The following is a 14715-nucleotide window of genomic DNA, read 5'->3' as shown; positions in this document are numbered from 1 at the left end:
ATGATCGACCTGTCGACGGAGCCGCCGCCCGCCGGGTCGAGGGCCGTGCGGATGTCACGCCGGCAGTTGCTCCTCTCGGGCCTTTGTGGACTGATCGGCGGCGGCGCGGCTGCCTACGGCGTGGTGGCCTTCACGCGACCCGACCCGCTCAACCCGGTGGCCGACAGCGTGACCGAAGTGGACCCGGCGGGAGCCGTCCAGGAGATGTTCGTCGACCTGGCGACGTTGGGGCCGGCGGTGACCGTTTCGGTCGGCCGGTCGGGGCGGTGCGCCGTCACCGTCGGCGCCACGATCGCCTACGGCTCCTCGGAGAACGACGTGCTGTCGCAGGCGGGCGCGATGTCGTTCGAGGCCGTCGGCGCCAACGAGATCGCGCCGAGCCTCGACCGCGCGGCGCGGTCGTCACTGTCGCTGACCGGCATCGAAGCCCCCTACACGGTGACCCAGCCGGTCGCGTCGACGACGGTGCTGGAAGGCCTGAGCCCGGGCCGCACGACGTTCACCGCCAAATACCGCGTCGAAGGCGGGTCGCCGGTCCCCATCTTCTTCAGCTACCGCTCGATCGTGGTCACCCCGCTCCCTGACTGACGCCGCGGCGGCGGGCCAATTGGGCCAGCTCGACACGGTTGGCGGTACCGGTCTTGGCCAGCATGTGCGAGATGTGGGTGCTGACGGCGAGGAGCGGTTCGGCCGGCAGTGTGGTGGCGAACGTGTGGCATCGCCGCAGAGCGGCCGCGGCCTGGTCCCGCGCCCCTCTTTCGGCAAGCAGCGCCTCGGTCAGCCGCCAGCCGGCGTAGGCCGCGCTCCAGCGCAGGGGGACCACGGTGCACGCCTGCTCGGCCTGCCGCCACGCGTCGGCGGCGCCGGCCGGATCAGTCGCTCGGATCCACTCGGCGTCGTAGAGCGCCCGCATCGCCGAGATCACCAGCGAACCGGATGCCTGCATCCGCAGGTGGAGCGCCTTTTCGCCCACCTGCGGATGCGAGCGACAAATACCGATCGCTAAATCGTCCAAACGCCATAGGCCGTCTCGTCCCAGAACGACTTGACCTGGATCTGGGCACCCTTGAGCTTGGCCTTGGGCACGTCGAATACCACGAGTCCGGCCTTCTTCTGGCCCTTGCCGAGGTCTGCCGAGTCGAACAGCCCGTCGTGCATCGTGAAGGTGGTTTCGAATACCTCGCCGTCGGCCGCAACCAGCGAGATGTCGCCAGGGTTGGCGAAATGGCTACCGGCCTTGACCAGAACAGTCAGCGTGACGCCGTAATAGACGCCCTTCGGGTCGTCGAACTCATTGGCCGGCTTGAGCTGCTTCCCCTTGGCGACGGTGAACGCCACAACCTGGTCGCCCTGCCCGAACAACGACGAGTCGACGGTGATCGTGTCGCCCATCTTCGCCATCACCGGCCGCTCTGGCTTGCCTTCCTCCGCGGCTGGGGTCGAGGTGCTGGTATCACCCGCCCCGGAGCTGACCGTCACGTCGTCACCGCTGTCGCCACCACTGCCGCAGCCGATGGCAATCACCGCACCGAGAACGAGACCGACAGTGGTCAGGATGGGGCGCTTATGCATTTCGATTCCTCCACATTTAAGTGCGACTTAATTGCGAGAGGACTCACCTTGGACCGTGTCGATACGGATGGGAAGTGGATGGCTGGGCATGGTTGGCCCAACCGTTCGGCGGGAGGCAACGGTCGGTGTGCATAGTTATCTGTCCGAATCGCGGTACGGACCCAGGAAGGCCGATGGCGATTACCGTGACCGGCGTGTCAAATAACCGACAACGACTTCGGTGCTGGCAGATCTAGGCCGGCGTGGCGACGCAGAACTCGTTGCCGTCCGGGTCGGCCAGGACTGTCCAGCCGAAGCCTTGCGGCATGTGTTGGCGGTCGATGACCGTGGCGCCCAGGTCGAGGAGGCGGTCGATTTCCGCGGCCGGGTCGCCGTCGCTGCTCCAGTCCAGGTGGACTCGGTTCTTGACCGTTTTGGGTTCCGGGACCCGCTGGAAGCCCAGGCACAGGCCGGGCGTCTCGCCGAGGATGAGGAAGTCGTTTTCCTTGCGCCACGACTCGCGCAAGCCCGTCGCGGCCGCCCAGAAGCTGGCCAGCCTCGCCGGGTCGGCACAGTCGAACGTGACCATACGGGTCTGTAGCGCCATATCTTTACAGCCTAGTCCTGATTTGTCGTCACGCGGCGTGTTCGTCGATGAAGGTCAGCATTTGGCGCCACGCGTCTTCGACGTCGGCCTGGTGCTGGCCGAAGTTGCGGTCGAAGAAGCTGTGGCCGGCGTCCGGGTAGACCGTCATCCGGACCTCGACACCGTGCGACCGCACGCGGTCGGCGAACTGTTCCACCTCGGCCACCGGCGACGCGGACGGGATGGCGTAGAACCCGATCGAGCCGCGCAGGTCGTCGCCCGCCGCGGCCTGGCGGAACGACATCGCGCCGCCGAAGCAGAAGCCGACCGTGAACAGCGACGTCACGCCGGCCGAGCGCAGCCGGGCCGCGGCCGCCGACGCGTCCGCTCGTACGGTCGCGAAGTCGAGCTGGTCGACGTGCTCCTTGTAAGCGAACGACTCGCCGCGACCCGCCGTCCGTCCGAAGTAGTCGAAGGCCAGCGCGGACAGGCCGGCCGCGGCGAAGCTGGACGCCAGATCCTGATAGAAGACGTGCAGTCCGCGTACGTCCGGGAAGATCACGATGCCGCGGCCGGTGGGCGACGCTGCGATCATCGTGCCACCGATGCGTCAGTCGCCGGCGCAGCCCACCTTGTCGAGCGCGCGCGTGATCTCCGCTTCGTCGAGACCGGCGAAGTGCTCGCTGATCCGGCGTCGGGTCGACCACAGGTGGGTGGGGTAGGCCTCCTCCAGCCGGCGCAGGCCGGCCGGCGTCAGAATCGCGTACCAGCCGCGTCCGTCCTCTCCGCATCGCGTCCGCTTGACCAGACCGTCGCCTTCGAGTCGCGCCACCGCGCGGGTCATGCCGCTCAGTGACAGGTCGCTGCGGCCGGCGAGCTCGCTCATCCGCAGCTGCCGGTCGGGCGCCTCGGACAGGTGCATCAGGATGCTGTAGTCCGTCAGCGAGATCCCTGCGCGTTCGCGCAGGTCGTGGTCGAGCAGCTTGGGCAGCACGATGATCACCCGCCCCAGCGCGCGCACCAGTGCCTCTTCGGAGGCGCTCAAGGGCTCCATCGGCTCGGCTGTGACGGGACGCATACGACCATGATACTTGCTGGCGCAAGGAACTGCTCGTATGTTTGCTTGACGAAGCAAGGACTTAACCGGAGTCCTCCCCCCGAGCAAGGAACGACACCATCGTGACCAGAATCGGAATCATCCTCGGCAGCACCCGCCCCGGCCGCAACGGCGAGGCCGTCGCCAAGTGGGTGTACGAGCACGCGTCCAAGCGGACCGACGCCGAGTTCGAGCTCGTCGACCTGCTGGACTACAAGCTGCCGCACCTCGACGAGATCGGCCTGCCGAGCATGGGCCAGTACAGCCAGCCCCACACGCTGGCCTGGGCCGAGAAGATCGCCTCGTTCGACGGCTTCGTGATGGTGACGCCGGAGTACAACCACGCCACCTCGGGCGCCCTGAAGAACGCGATCGACTTCCTGTTCGCCGAATGGAACAACAAGGCGGTCGGCTTCGTCAGCTACGGCTCGGTCGGTGGCGCCCGCGCCGTCGAGAACCTGCGTCTCGTCGCCGGTGAGCTCAAGCTGGCGGACGTCCGTTCGCAGGTCATGCTCTCGCTGTTCCACGACTTCGAGAACTTCAGCACCTTCAAGCCGGGCGAGCACCAGGCCGACGCGCTCCACACGACCCTGGACCAGGTCGTCGAGTGGAGCCGGGCGCTCGCTCCGCTGCGCGGCACGGCTGCCTGACCGGCACCCCGCGCAGCACGGCCCGAGGGCCTGCCACCGGACAGCACAGCCACGGCAGGCCCTCGGGCCGCTTCGTACGCCCAGCGAGGTCACCGTCCGGGCGCAGAACCGACCGGTTCCGTGCTCTCCCACCGTCCGGTGGAGTACCGTTCCCCCGGACACAGGAGGTCGAGCATGTCCCTGACGGTGGACACGGAACAGCGCGGCGACATCGTCGTGGTGGCGGTGGGTGGCGAGCTGGACATGGCCACCGCGCCGCAGCTGCAGGACCAGATCACCGACCTACTCGACCGCGGCCGGTCCCGGCTGGTCTTCGACCTCACCGAGGTCTCGTTCTGCGACTCGACCGGGCTGTCCGTCTTCGTGCGCGCGAAGAACAGCACCGACGACGCCGGCGGTGTCGTGCGGCTGGCCGCTCCCCAGCGGGGCGTGCGCCGCATCCTCGAGGTCAGCGGCCTGGTCGAGGTGCTGCACACCTACGCGACGGTCGACGAGGCCGTCGCCGCCGACGCCGCAGAGCCCGCCGCCGGTTAGGCGGCCTCGCGGAGTGGTTCCGCGAGCGGGCCGGTCTCGGCCAGCACCTCCGCCGGCGTGGGCTTGACGGCCTCCACCGGCTCGTGCGCGCCGGGTGCGTGCGCCTCGTCCTCGACGTAGCTCGGTCGGCTGATCACGAGGCTGGCCGCCGCCTGCACGACCAGGGCCCCGCCCAGCACGCCGATCGGCGCGATCCAGCCGCCGGTCGCCTCGTAGAGAATCCCGACGAGCAGCGGACCCAGCGCGGCGAACAGATAGCCGACACTCTGCGCGAAGGCGGACAGCGCCACCGTGCCCTCGGGCGTGCGGGCCCGCAAACCGATCGCCACCAGGCTCACCGGGAAGACCGTCTGGCCGATGCCCATCAGCGTGACCCAGAGCACCGCGCCGCCGTGCGGGGCGATCGCCAGCCCGACGTACGAGACGGCGGCGAGCGCGGTCAGCGTCAGCAGGAGCGGCGCGAGCCGCCGCACCCGACCCGCCAGCGCCGGCATCAGCAGCGCGAAGGGCAGCGCGAACAGCGTCACGCCGGCCAGCAGCAGGCCGGCCGTCTGAGGGCTGAAGCCCGCGTCCCGGAACAGTTGCGGCAGCCAGCCCATCGTGGCGTAGCCGGCGATCGACTGCATGCCGAAGAACACCGCCATCGCCCAGCCGATCCGGGTGCGCGCGGGGTTGATCCGGGCGCCGCGGTGGTGACCGGGCCGGCGGACCACCTGCTGGCCGCGGCGCAGCGCCGCCGGCAGCCACGGCAGGACGGCCACCGCGGCGAGCAGTGCCCACACGCCGAGACCGGCCCGCCACGAGCCGAACGCGTGCGCGACCGGCACCGCCGTCGCCGACGCCGCGGCCGCGCCGGCCGACATGGAGACGGTGTAGGCGCCGGTGACCAGGCCGGGCCGGTCCGGGAAGTGCTGCTTGACCATCATCGGCAGCAGCACGTTGGCGACCGCGATGCCGGCCAGCGCCAGCGCGCTGAATGCGATGAACGCCGCCGGCGCGTCGGTGAGCACCCGCAGCACCTGGCCGATCGCGAGCACCGCCATCGCGCCGACCAGCAGCCGGGCCGGCGCCACCCGGCGGACGAGCCACGGCGTGGTCGCGCCGAAGACCGCGAACGCGAGGGTGGGGATCGTGGTGACGACGCCGGCGAGCGCACCGGAGAGGTGCAGGCCGTCGCGCACCTCGTCGAGCAGGGCGCCGAGGGAGGTGACCACCGCGCGGAGGTTGACCGCGACGATCACGATGCCGATCAGCACCAGCAGGATCTGGCGGGGCTGGACGCGGGTGGGCGCGGTGTTGGTAGCGGTCACGAAGGACAGCCTAGAATCATGGGACGATTTATGGTGGGGTGATGTTACGCATGACACTCGCGCGCTCGACGCTGGTGCAGCAGGTGATCTCGCGGCTCAGCGAGCAGATCGAGGCCGGCGAGTGGCCGGTCGGGAGCCGGATCCCCACCGAGCCGCGGCTGGTGGAGATGCTCGGCGTCGGGCGCAACACGGTGCGCGAGGCGGTCCGGGCGCTGACCCACTCCGGCGTGCTCGAGTGCGTGCAGGGCTCCGGCACCTATGTGCGGTCGACCGACGAGCTCACCGGCGTGGTCGCCCGCAAGTTCGGCGCCGCTGGCATCGGGCACACCGTCGAGGTGCGGCGGGCCCTCGAGGTCGAGGCGGCCCGGTTGGCGGCGCTCCGGCGTACGCCCGAGGATCTGGACCGGCTCGACGCGGCGCTCCTTGCGCGGGACGCGGCGTGGGAGACCGGCGACCCCGAGGTGTTCGTCGACGTCGACGCCGACCTGCACGTCGCGGTGGTGGCCGCGGCACACAACCCGATGCTGGCGGAGCTGTACGCGTCGATCGGCGCGGCCATCAAGGCATCGGTGGCCGTGGCGGTCGAGCCGGCGATGCGGGCCGGGACCCACATCGACCATGGTCGACTGGTGGCGGCCATCCGGGCCGGCGACCCCGACCTCGCGGCACATGAAGCGGGCAAGTTCCTGGAGGCACCAACCCGGGAATAGGGTGAGCCATGCTTAAGGGCTTCAAAGACTTCATCATGCGCGGAAACGTGGTCGACCTCGCGGTCGGCGTGGTGATCGGCGCGGCGTTTACCGGCGTGGTCACCCAGTTCACCAAGTCGTTCCTCGAGCCGTTCCTCAAGCTCATCGGCGCTGGGAACAACCGGGTCGGCGGGCGGTCCGAGATCAGCACAAACAACTACATCGAGTGGGGCGCGTTCATCAACGTGCTCATCACGTTCCTTCTGACCGCCGCCGCCCTCTACTTCCTCGTGATCTTCCCCATGAACAAGCTGGCCGAGCGCCGGCGCCGCGGTGAGGAGCCCCCGCCCGCTGCCCCGAGCGAAGAGGTCAAGCTCCTCACCGAGATCCGCGACGCCCTGGTCGCCGGCGGTCGCGTGCCCGGCCAGCACCGTGGCGCCCTGGACCAGGTGCTCGGCGAGCGAGAAAACCCCCCGACCCAGCGATAGTCGAACGTATGTTCGATACTCTCCCACCATGGAGCAGCGAAAGCACTGGTGGAACGGGAAGTGGGGACGCGCCGCGCGGCGCGACGTCTACCTGCGGATCGACGGTGATGCATGGCATGTCGAGCAGCGGGCGGGCGGCGCCGACGGCGTCTCCCACTTCTACGAGTTCGGCAGCGAGGAGGAAGCGTACGACCGCGTGCGCGACCTCCTCGTCGGGCCCTTCGAGTGGCGGGAGCTCTCGGCCCGACCACCGCAGTGATCAGGCGGTCGCCGACTCGAGCAGGGCGAGGGTGCCGAGCGTCATCTGATCGCGGATCCGGCTGACCGAGGCGTCCCATTGCCGGGTGAAGCCGGGCCGGCGTTCGAGGTCACGCCAGACCGGCAGCACCGCCTCGTCGACCCGGGCGGCGGGCATCCACAGGTGCAGCAGGGTGTCGATGGCCGGGCGCAGCCGAGCGATCCGCTGCGCCCGGGTGCCCGGCCCGGTGAGGCTCGACTCCATCAGCGCCAGCAGCGTGGTGAGCAGCCAGTCGTGCAGCGCGAGGTCTTCGCAGAGGTCGACGATCGACGCGACGTGCTCGCGCGGCACGATCAGCTCCAGCACCCGCAGCGTCGGGCTGACGACCCGGAACGTGCCGGTCGCCTCGGCGCCGGGCTCGTCGGTCGGGGTCACCACCCAGCGCATGTGGGTGCGCTGCGTGCGGAACGGCGGGTTGCGGTCGAGCCGGGTGGAGCGCTGCACCGCGTCGAGCGTCCGCCCGCTGATGGCGCCGAGATTGAGAGTGCCCAGGGCCTGGCTGGTGCCGGCGAACCCGCGGGCCATGTCGGCCACGTCGGCCTTGCCGATGGCCTCGATCGTGCCCGGCCGAGTGAGGTAGTGCGACCAGGAGAGTCGCCTGTTCGCGGTGCTCTTGACCACGACCGTGTGACCCGAGCCCTGCGCCACGTGGCCACCGGTGATCGACGCCCGGGTGATCACTGTGCCGACGCCGCGGATGACCTTGCCCGAGAGCGCCGGCAGGCGGCAGTCCACACTGGTCAACAGATTGGGTGAGACGGCGTACGCCATCGGGCGCTCGGACCGCCGGACCTGCTCGCCGACCAACAGGTTGAGCACCTCGGCGGTGGCGTCCCAGGGCAGCGAGGTCGAGTTCTGCAGGAGTCCGGTGTGGACCTCGCCGAACGTGAGCATGTCCGCCTCCGAAGAAGATTGCGGCGCAATCACATCGCATGGTCCGCCCGCTGGGCAAGGCCGCCGCGCGGAATGCCACCCAGACGATATTTTGATCAAGCCCGATGCCCGGGGAACCCGTGGCTTGCCGAATATTGGTACGGTAACGACGCGTGTCGCTCGCGTAATCGAGGAGCCGCGTTGACCAAGGTCTACGTCTCTGCAACGTTCCGTGATCTCGAAGAGTGCCGTTCCGCGGTCAAGCTGGCACTCCGGCGGTTGCGGGTCGAAGACGTGGCCATGGAGTCCTATGTGGCCGAAGATCGCCGACCGGTCGAGCGCTGCCTCGAAGACGTCGCGGAGTGCGATCTCTACGTCGGCATCTTCGCCTGGCGCTACGGCTTCGTGCCGCCCGGCTACGACCGGTCGATCACCGAGCTCGAATATCGGCAGGCCGAGGCGATGGGCAAGCCCTGCCTGATCTTCCTGCTCGACGAGGAAGCGCCGTGGCCGCGCGTACACATCGATCGTGGTGTCGACGCCGAGCGGATCGAGGCGTTGCGCAGCGAGCTCGTGGTGCGCCACATGTGCAGCACGTTCAGCGGCCCGGGCGACCTCGCCGCGTTGGTCACCGCCGCGGTCGCCAACTGCCTGGCCGACATCGGCCGCCCGACCGGTCACCTGCAGTCACTGAGCAGTGAGACCCTCAAGCGCTACTACGACCGCCTCCACCAGCAATATGGTGGCCTCGACCTCGACGCGCTGACGCCTCCGCAGCGTGACGAATACCTACAGATGCGGCTCAGCTCGGTGTTCATCGAGCAGTCCGTCCGCGAAGATCCACCGCCCGTCGAGCTGCCTCGCGAGTGGTGGCAGCGCATGCAATACGAGGGGCATCTCGAGACCGAGGACGTGCCCGACGAGGTCGACCCCGACGAGCTCGCGCTGCTCCACAAGGCCTACCGGGCCAAGCCGCTGCGCCGCCTGTTCGACGTCGTCGCCGCGCCCGACAACCAGGCGATCGTGGTGCTCGGCGACCCGGGATCGGGCAAGTCGACAGCCGCCCGCTACATCACGTTGGCGCTGGCCAACTCCGGTGCGCCGGTCGACGACCGGCTGGGGCCGCTCGACGGGCACCTGCCGCTCTTCATCGAGCTGCGGTCCTACGTCGCGCTCTACGCCGAGGGCAAGTGCAGCAACTTCATCGAATACCTCGACCATCGCGCGGGCCTCGACGGGCTGGGCCTGGAGCGGGCGGCGCTGCTGCGCTACCTGACCGGCGGCGGCCCGGCTGTGGTGATCTTCGACGGGCTCGACGAGATCTTCGACAAGCGGCGCCGGGAGGCGGTGGCCAACCAGATCGCCGCGTTCGCCGGCGAGTTCCCGCACGTCCGGGTGATCGTCACCTCGCGGATCATCGGCTACGCCCGCCGCGCCCTCAGCGAGCTCGGTTTCGCCCACTTCACGTTGCAGGACCTCGACAACAACCAGATCACCGAGTTCCTGGCCAGCTGGTACGACCTGGCGATGCACGACCGCCCCGCCGACTCGGCGGCCCGGCGCGCCCGCCTGCTCGAGGCGATGCGGCACTCGCCGTCGATCCGGGAGCTGGCCGGCAACCCGATGCTGCTGACCATCCTGGCGATCATCGGCAAGCACCAGGCGCTGCCCCGCGAGCGGTGGAAGCTGTTCGACCACGCCGCCACCGTGCTGGTCGAGCACTGGGACATCAACCGCCACCTGCAGGACCAATACGAGAGCCCCGGCTTCATCGACGCGGAGGACAAGAAGGAGCTGCTGCGCCGGCTGGCCTACAAGGTGCAGAGCGGCGTCCGCGGGTTGTCCGCCAACTACGTCAGCGCCGAAGACCTGAGCGAGGTCTTCGAGGACTACCTGACCGAGCGCTACCAGCAGAACCCGGCCGAGGCCCGCGAGATCGCCCGCGCGATGATCAACCAGTTCCGCGAGCGGAACTTCATCCTCAGCCGCTACGGCCCGCACCTCTACGGCTTCGTGCACCGCACGTTCCTCGAGTTCTTCTGCGCCGAGGCGGTGGTCGGCAAGTTCAAGCACGATCAGCAGTGGGAGTTCGACCAGCTCAAGGAGCTGTTCGTCGAGCACTGGGCCGACCCGTCGTGGCGCGAGGTGCTCCGGCTGGTGGCCGGCTCCCTGCACGAGCGGCACACCGCGCAGCTGATCGCGCTGCTGGCCACCCAGGTCAACCACCCGTGGCCCGCCGGCGCGTTCGCCCAGCCGCCGTGGAACCTGGCGCTGGCCGTGCAGTGTCTGGCCGAGGTGCGCAACCCGCACACCGCGGTCGCCGGGCCCGCGCAGGATCTGTTGCGCCGGATCATCCTGCTGATCGAGCACTGTGTCTCGATCGACGACCGCGACACGATGGCGCTGATCGAGACCGAGATCCTGCCGGCGGCCCGCACGATCGGGTCCGGCTGGCCGGGCGGGCGGATCTACCTCACCTGGTACAGGCGGCGCGGCGTCCGGCTGATCTGGAGCTCGGTGTCGGCCTACGCGGCCCAGCTCGCGGCCATCCTCGCGCCACCGTCGGAGCACGTCGAAGACCTGTTCAGCACCGTGCTGAGCGCGATCGACGACCGCTGGGCCTCGTACGCCGCCGTCGCCGGCCTGGCCGAGCTCGCGCAGGTGGCCGGCACCGCCGCCAACCGGACGGCCTACCAGCTCGCCCTGTCCCGGGCCGGCGAGGAGCTGATCCGCCGCGCCCGTGACGACGCCTACGCCGGGGTGCGGCTGGCCGCCGTCGAGGCGCTCGGCGAGCGGTTCGGCACCGACGCCCGGGTCCGCGACGTCCTGCTCGAACGCGCCACCGTCGACGGCTACGCCGCGGTCCGGCTGGCCGCCGTGCGGGCCCTCGGCGAGCGGTTCCGCGACGAGTCCGCCGTGCGCCGCCTACTACTTGACCGCACCCGCCGCGACGGCAACGCGGGTGTGCGTCGCACCGCCGTGCAGATGATGGAGCGCCTGCCCTACGACGACTCCGTGCGCGGCGCGCTGGTCGACCGGGTCCGCACCGACCGCGACGCCGAGGTGGTGGCCGTCGCCGCCCGCGCGCTCAACGACTGGGGCCTGGGCTACGAGCACCTGCGCGAGCTGCTGATCGAGCGGATCCGGGCCGAGCCCGACGGCGTCGTCCGCCGCTCGGCGGTGCGGGTGCTGGCCGACCGGCTCGGCTCCGGGCAGCCGGTGAAGAGCCTGCTGACCGCGCTGCTCCACGACGACCGCGACGCGGGCGTGCTCAGCGCCGCCGCCAAGACGCTGGTCGAGCGCTTCGACGCGGCCGACACCGTCAAGGGCCTGCTGATCGAGCGGGCCGGCCGGGACCCCGACGAGATCGCCCGCCGGGCGGCCGTGCAGATCCTCCGCGAGCACTTCCGGACCGACGCCGAGGTGCACGCCGCGCTGGTCGACTGCGCCCGCCGGGACCACTCCGCCGAGGTGCGGCTGATGGCGATCCGCGGGTTGACGGCGGCGTTGCCCGGGTTCGCGCCGGGCGCGACGGCGCTCGCCCGGATCGCGCACACCGACACGGACGCGGCGGTCCGGCTGGCCGCGACCGAGTCGTTGGTCAAGAAGATCGGGCTCGACGCGTCGGTCTGCGCGGTGCTGTCGCGGCTGGTCGGCGAGGACCCGGACGGCACCGTGCGCCGCGCGGCCGTCGAGGCGCTGGCCGAGCGCTGCGGTGGTGACGCCGCCGTCCGCCGGCAGCTGCTCGAGCGGGCCCGGCAGGACGCGCACTCCGAGGTACGCGGCGCCGCCGTGCGCGCGCTCGCCCGGCACGCCGCGACCCACCCCGAGGTGGTCGCGCTGCTCCTCGAACGCACCCGCGACGATCCCGACGGCCAGGTCTTCGCGGCCGCCGCCAAGGTCGCCGACGACGGCACCCGCACGGTGATCACCGCACGCGTGCAGAACGACGCCAATCCCCGCGTCCGCGAGGCGGCCGCGCGGGCCCTCCAGCCCTACGCGGCCGAGCCGGAGGTGCGCGACATCCTGCTCGACCGGGTGCGCCGCGACCCCGACGCGCTGGTCGTCACCGAGGCGGCGGTGGCCCTGGCCGCGGCCGGCATCGACGACGAGCACCGCGACCTGCTGGCGCTGCGAGCCACCGGCGACGACGAGATGGTCCGGGCTGCGGCCCTGCGGGCGCTGGGCGAGTCGTTCGGCGGCGACCCGGCGATCCGCGAGCTGCTGATCGCCGCCGTCCGGCACGACGGCGACCTCCGCGTCCGCCGCGAGGCGCTGCGCGTGCTGGGCGAGCGCCTCTACGCGCACGAAGAGGTGCGCCAGGTGCTGGTCGACATGGTGCGCGACAGCGACTGGTCGATCCGCGAGGCGTCGGTGCGGGCCCTCTGCGAGCGCTTCGGCACCGACCCCGAGATCCGCCGGCTGCTGGTCAGCCTGGCCAGCGACGACGACGACCGCAACTTCCGCCGCCTCGCGGGTCAGGCGCTGAGCTGGCTACCCGGCGCCGACCCCGAACACCTACCCGACATCGGTGACTGACATGCCGCCGCAACTCGCCGACGAAAGCGCAGTCGCCGGCACGCCGCCGTGTGGCGACCCGACGACCGACGCCTTGCTAGTCGCACCAGCGGTTTCACCCGCCGATGAAGGCGTCGATGCTGCGGCGACCGCAACTGCCGCGGTTTCGCAGCTCAGGCGCGGGGCCGGCTGCCCGGCCCAGTTTCCGAAAGCCAGCCCGACATCGGCGACTAGCGCCGTGGTCTCACTTGCGGTTTCACTCGCCGATGAAGACGTAGTCGATGCGGTCGACCAGTTCCTTGGGCAGTTCCATCTGTTCGCCGCGCATGCGGGTGAAGACCTGGTCGAGGACGATCGGGTCGATGGAGACCTGGTTGAGGATGGTGCGCACCGCGAGCTCGACCTGGAGGAACCGCGACCCCAGCACCGAGAACGTGCGGTAGGCGCTGAACGCCGCCGCGCGCGGGTTGAGCTGGACGACCGCGGGCAGCTTGTCCCAGTCGTCGGGGAGCTCCTCGACCTGCCAGGGCGTGGTGACGACCTCGCCGTTGTGGCGGAGCAGGCCGAGCCGGATGAGCTGCCAGACGGCGGCCAGGAACGGGCACGACCAGCGGCGCATGCCGTTTTCCATGTCCCACAGCTCGACGTCGACGAAGATCGAGTGGCGGTTGGCGGCGTTCTGCATCGGCGGCAGCCAGATCTTGTCGGCCATCGCCGGGATCGCCACCGTGTTGGGCGAGCGTTGGCCGTTGCAGAGCCAGCCGGTCTCGGTGGTCGGCGGGCGGATGCCGTTGCTGCCCGGCACCGGGTCGGTGACCAGCGCCTGCTCGACCAGCTTGGCCAGGGGCACCTCGTCGGCGACCGCACAGCCGGACTCGCGGGCCAGGTAGTCGATCACGAGGCCGTTTTCCTCGGCGGCCGCGACCAGCATCGGGATCACCTCACGCGGCGTGCTGAACCGCGAGAAGTAGTCGTCGACCAGGAAGCAGGTGCTGATCCGCGGGCGGTTGCCGCCCGGCTTGGCCGCTGCCGTGCGCGCCGCGGCCTGAGCCCAGGGCGCGACACGGCGGAAGTGCCGGCGCAGTGACTCCATGCCGCCGGCGAACTCTTCCATGTAGAGGTGACCCAGCTCGATGGAAAGGTGCGACAACGGAACGCGTTCGACGCTCCGTTGCGCGACCGCCTCTTCGAATGCCACTCCGGTCACAGCGTCTCCCAGGCCGCATCGTCGACGATCTTTTTGGCCAACGAGTCGAACTGTTCCAGCGTCTCACGGTTCGCGATGCGCCGCGACCACACGTCGTTATCCGAAATTAGCTGTTCACGCCATTGCAGGACCGGGTCGAGCGGGATGGAGCCGAGCAGCAGGGTCCGGCCGACCTTGCGGCTGCTGGCCAGTTCGGACAGATCACGGTCCACATCGCGCAGCCACGCGACCTGCGCGGGCCGCAGCCCCTCGAGCTCGGGTGAGTCGGGGTTGACCACCGCGGTGCGGACGAAACGCAGGGCGTTGGCCAACTCGTCGCGGTCATGGCCGTGGCTGACGCCGGTGTGCAGGATCCCGCGCTCGCCGTAGACGAGGCCGGCCGCCGCCAGCACATGCTGCCGGGTCCACCGGTGGAAGACCAGCCACCGCGTGCGGATGTTGCGCAACGCCTCGGACGCGGTCGCCGCGAGCACCATCTCGGTCGCGTAGGACCGGCCGGCGCTCAGGTCGACCAGCAGCAGGTCGAACTCTTCCTCCAGGTGCAGGAAGAGCCGCGCGCACCGGTCGATCATCTCCTTGGTGATCGGGAACTCGCCGCCGCCACTGTCACCGGGCAGCAGGACCAGCCGGCCGGCGCCCGGCGGGCGGCTGCGCAGGCTGGACCGGTCGGACTCCTGCCAGATCTCCAGCCGCTGCGGGTCGGCCACGATGCCGTGCAGGTAGGAGTGCAGACCACCCTGCGTGGTGCCGTGCAGGGCGGCCGGGATGTTGAAGATCGCCCCGGACGTGGGCGAGCCGAAGTCGAAGTCGAGGTAGCAGACGTCGCTGCCCTGCAGCGCGCTCCGATAGAGGATGTTGCTGCTGGTGACGGAGCGACCGGTGCCGCCCTTGTCGGAGGTCGCGAAGATCAACATT

Annotated in this window: 16 protein-coding genes; 7 read left to right on the top strand and 9 right to left on the bottom strand. The window is 70.3% G+C overall.

The genetic code is table 11. From position 1 onward, the window contains the following. The gene (locus tag O7635_RS08070) at nucleotides 1-588 is read left to right on the top strand and encodes a hypothetical protein (protein WP_278079789.1); all 588 of its coding nucleotides are present in this window, start codon (nucleotides 1-3) and stop codon (nucleotides 586-588) included. On the opposite strand, the gene O7635_RS08065 is transcribed toward O7635_RS08070, so the two are convergent. From O7635_RS08065 to O7635_RS08045, 5 genes are all read right to left on the bottom strand, one after another. Further along, complete coding sequence (locus tag O7635_RS08065) at nucleotides 569-1015, bottom strand: hypothetical protein (RefSeq protein WP_278079788.1); 447 nt, start codon at nucleotides 1013-1015, stop codon at nucleotides 569-571. The two genes, O7635_RS08070 and O7635_RS08065, sit on opposite strands and share 20 nt — an antisense overlap. Beyond that, nucleotides 1003-1572, bottom strand: a complete 570-nt coding sequence (locus tag O7635_RS08060; protein ID WP_278079787.1) for a DUF4352 domain-containing protein — start codon at nucleotides 1570-1572, stop codon at nucleotides 1003-1005. The genes O7635_RS08065 and O7635_RS08060 overlap by 13 nt, the downstream gene beginning before the upstream one ends. A gap of 232 nt (nucleotides 1573-1804) precedes the next feature. Beyond that, on the bottom strand, nucleotides 1805-2158 hold the full coding sequence (locus O7635_RS08055; protein WP_278079786.1) for a VOC family protein: 354 nt from the start codon (nucleotides 2156-2158) through the stop codon (nucleotides 1805-1807). Between the two features lie 28 nt (nucleotides 2159-2186). Then, on the bottom strand, nucleotides 2187-2732 hold the full coding sequence (locus O7635_RS08050; protein WP_278079785.1) for a dienelactone hydrolase family protein: 546 nt from the start codon (nucleotides 2730-2732) through the stop codon (nucleotides 2187-2189). A gap of 15 nt (nucleotides 2733-2747) precedes the next feature. Beyond that, on the bottom strand, nucleotides 2748-3215 hold the full coding sequence (locus tag O7635_RS08045) for a MarR family transcriptional regulator (protein WP_278079784.1): 468 nt from the start codon (nucleotides 3213-3215) through the stop codon (nucleotides 2748-2750). A 101-nt stretch (nucleotides 3216-3316) separates the two neighbouring features. On the opposite strand from O7635_RS08045, the gene O7635_RS08040 reads away from it, so the two are divergent. Both O7635_RS08040 and O7635_RS08035 read left to right on the top strand, forming a co-directional pair. Further along, entirely contained in the window at nucleotides 3317-3883 is a 567-nt protein-coding gene (locus tag O7635_RS08040) for an NAD(P)H-dependent oxidoreductase (RefSeq protein ID WP_278079783.1), read from the top strand. A gap of 174 nt (nucleotides 3884-4057) precedes the next feature. Continuing rightward, nucleotides 4058-4417 carry an STAS domain-containing protein gene (locus O7635_RS08035; protein ID WP_278079782.1) on the top strand — a complete coding sequence of 120 codons (360 nt, stop codon included), beginning with the start codon at nucleotides 4058-4060 and terminating at the stop codon, nucleotides 4415-4417. Here O7635_RS08035 and O7635_RS08030 read toward each other — a convergent pair. Beyond that, nucleotides 4414-5727 (bottom strand): MFS transporter, encoded by a 1314-nt coding sequence (locus tag O7635_RS08030; protein ID WP_278079781.1) that lies wholly within the window; start codon nucleotides 5725-5727, stop codon nucleotides 4414-4416. The two genes, O7635_RS08035 and O7635_RS08030, sit on opposite strands and share 4 nt — an antisense overlap. A 41-nt stretch (nucleotides 5728-5768) precedes the next feature. On the opposite strand from O7635_RS08030, the gene O7635_RS08025 reads away from it, so the two are divergent. From O7635_RS08025 to O7635_RS08015, 3 genes are read left to right on the top strand one after another with little or no spacing between them, the layout of a single operon-like run. Then, on the top strand, nucleotides 5769-6437 hold the full coding sequence (locus tag O7635_RS08025; RefSeq protein WP_278079780.1) for a FadR/GntR family transcriptional regulator: 669 nt from the start codon (nucleotides 5769-5771) through the stop codon (nucleotides 6435-6437). Nucleotides 6438-6445: 8 nt separating this feature from the next. After that, nucleotides 6446-6904 carry a large conductance mechanosensitive channel protein MscL gene (mscL, locus tag O7635_RS08020; RefSeq protein WP_278079779.1) on the top strand — a complete coding sequence of 153 codons (459 nt, stop codon included), beginning with the start codon at nucleotides 6446-6448 and terminating at the stop codon, nucleotides 6902-6904. 28 nt (nucleotides 6905-6932) lie between these two features. Continuing rightward, nucleotides 6933-7163 (top strand): hypothetical protein, encoded by a 231-nt coding sequence (locus O7635_RS08015; RefSeq protein WP_278079778.1) that lies wholly within the window; start codon nucleotides 6933-6935, stop codon nucleotides 7161-7163. Here the strand turns inward: O7635_RS08015 and O7635_RS08010 are convergent, their stop codons facing one another. Then, a complete protein-coding gene (locus tag O7635_RS08010) occupies nucleotides 7164-8096 on the bottom strand; it encodes an SCO2521 family protein (RefSeq protein WP_278079777.1) in 933 nt (310 codons plus the stop codon). It abuts the gene before it with no gap. A gap of 180 nt (nucleotides 8097-8276) precedes the next feature. Between O7635_RS08010 and O7635_RS08005 the strand changes: the two genes are divergently transcribed. Continuing rightward, a complete protein-coding gene (locus O7635_RS08005) occupies nucleotides 8277-12614 on the top strand; it encodes a HEAT repeat domain-containing protein (protein ID WP_278079776.1) in 4338 nt (1445 codons plus the stop codon). Between the two features lie 235 nt (nucleotides 12615-12849). Here O7635_RS08005 and O7635_RS08000 read toward each other — a convergent pair whose 3' ends face one another. Both O7635_RS08000 and O7635_RS07995 read right to left on the bottom strand, forming a co-directional pair. Further along, entirely contained in the window at nucleotides 12850-13800 is a 951-nt protein-coding gene (locus O7635_RS08000; RefSeq protein ID WP_278079775.1) for an SCO2522 family protein, read from the bottom strand. After that, entirely contained in the window at nucleotides 13797-14714 is a 918-nt protein-coding gene (locus tag O7635_RS07995) for an SCO2523 family variant P-loop protein (RefSeq protein ID WP_278079774.1), read from the bottom strand. Before O7635_RS07995 ends, O7635_RS08000 begins: the two co-directional genes overlap by 4 nt. Nucleotide 14715 lies beyond the last annotated feature (1 nt).

It is taken from the genome of Asanoa sp. WMMD1127 (assembly GCF_029626225.1).
Classification (GTDB): Bacteria; Actinomycetota; Actinomycetes; order Mycobacteriales; family Micromonosporaceae; genus Asanoa.
The sequence above is the reverse complement of the archived record's forward strand: the minus strand, read 5'-3'. Positions and strand labels throughout refer to the sequence as shown.

Excerpts from the sequence above, each read along its gene's own strand:
- O7635_RS08060 (WP_278079787.1), bottom strand. The coding sequence starts at position 1,572 with ATGCATAAGCGCCCCATCCTGACCACTGTCGGTCTCGTTCTCGGTGCG.
- O7635_RS08050 (WP_278079785.1), bottom strand. The coding sequence starts at position 2,732 with ATGATCGCAGCGTCGCCCACCGGCCGCGGCATCGTGATCTTCCCGGAC.
- mscL (WP_278079779.1), top strand. The coding sequence starts at position 6,446 with ATGCTTAAGGGCTTCAAAGACTTCATCATGCGCGGAAACGTGGTCGAC.
- O7635_RS08055 (WP_278079786.1), bottom strand. The coding sequence starts at position 2,158 with ATGGCGCTACAGACCCGTATGGTCACGTTCGACTGTGCCGACCCGGCG.
- O7635_RS08015 (WP_278079778.1), top strand. The coding sequence starts at position 6,933 with ATGGAGCAGCGAAAGCACTGGTGGAACGGGAAGTGGGGACGCGCCGCG.
- O7635_RS08010 (WP_278079777.1), bottom strand. The coding sequence starts at position 8,096 with ATGCTCACGTTCGGCGAGGTCCACACCGGACTCCTGCAGAACTCGACC.
- O7635_RS08035 (WP_278079782.1), top strand. The coding sequence starts at position 4,058 with ATGTCCCTGACGGTGGACACGGAACAGCGCGGCGACATCGTCGTGGTG.
- O7635_RS08025 (WP_278079780.1), top strand. The coding sequence starts at position 5,769 with ATGTTACGCATGACACTCGCGCGCTCGACGCTGGTGCAGCAGGTGATC.
- O7635_RS07995 (WP_278079774.1), bottom strand. The coding sequence starts at position 14,714 with ATGTTGATCTTCGCGACCTCCGACAAGGGCGGCACCGGTCGCTCCGTC.
- O7635_RS08045 (WP_278079784.1), bottom strand. The coding sequence starts at position 3,215 with ATGCGTCCCGTCACAGCCGAGCCGATGGAGCCCTTGAGCGCCTCCGAA.
- O7635_RS08070 (WP_278079789.1), top strand. The coding sequence starts at position 1 with ATGATCGACCTGTCGACGGAGCCGCCGCCCGCCGGGTCGAGGGCCGTG.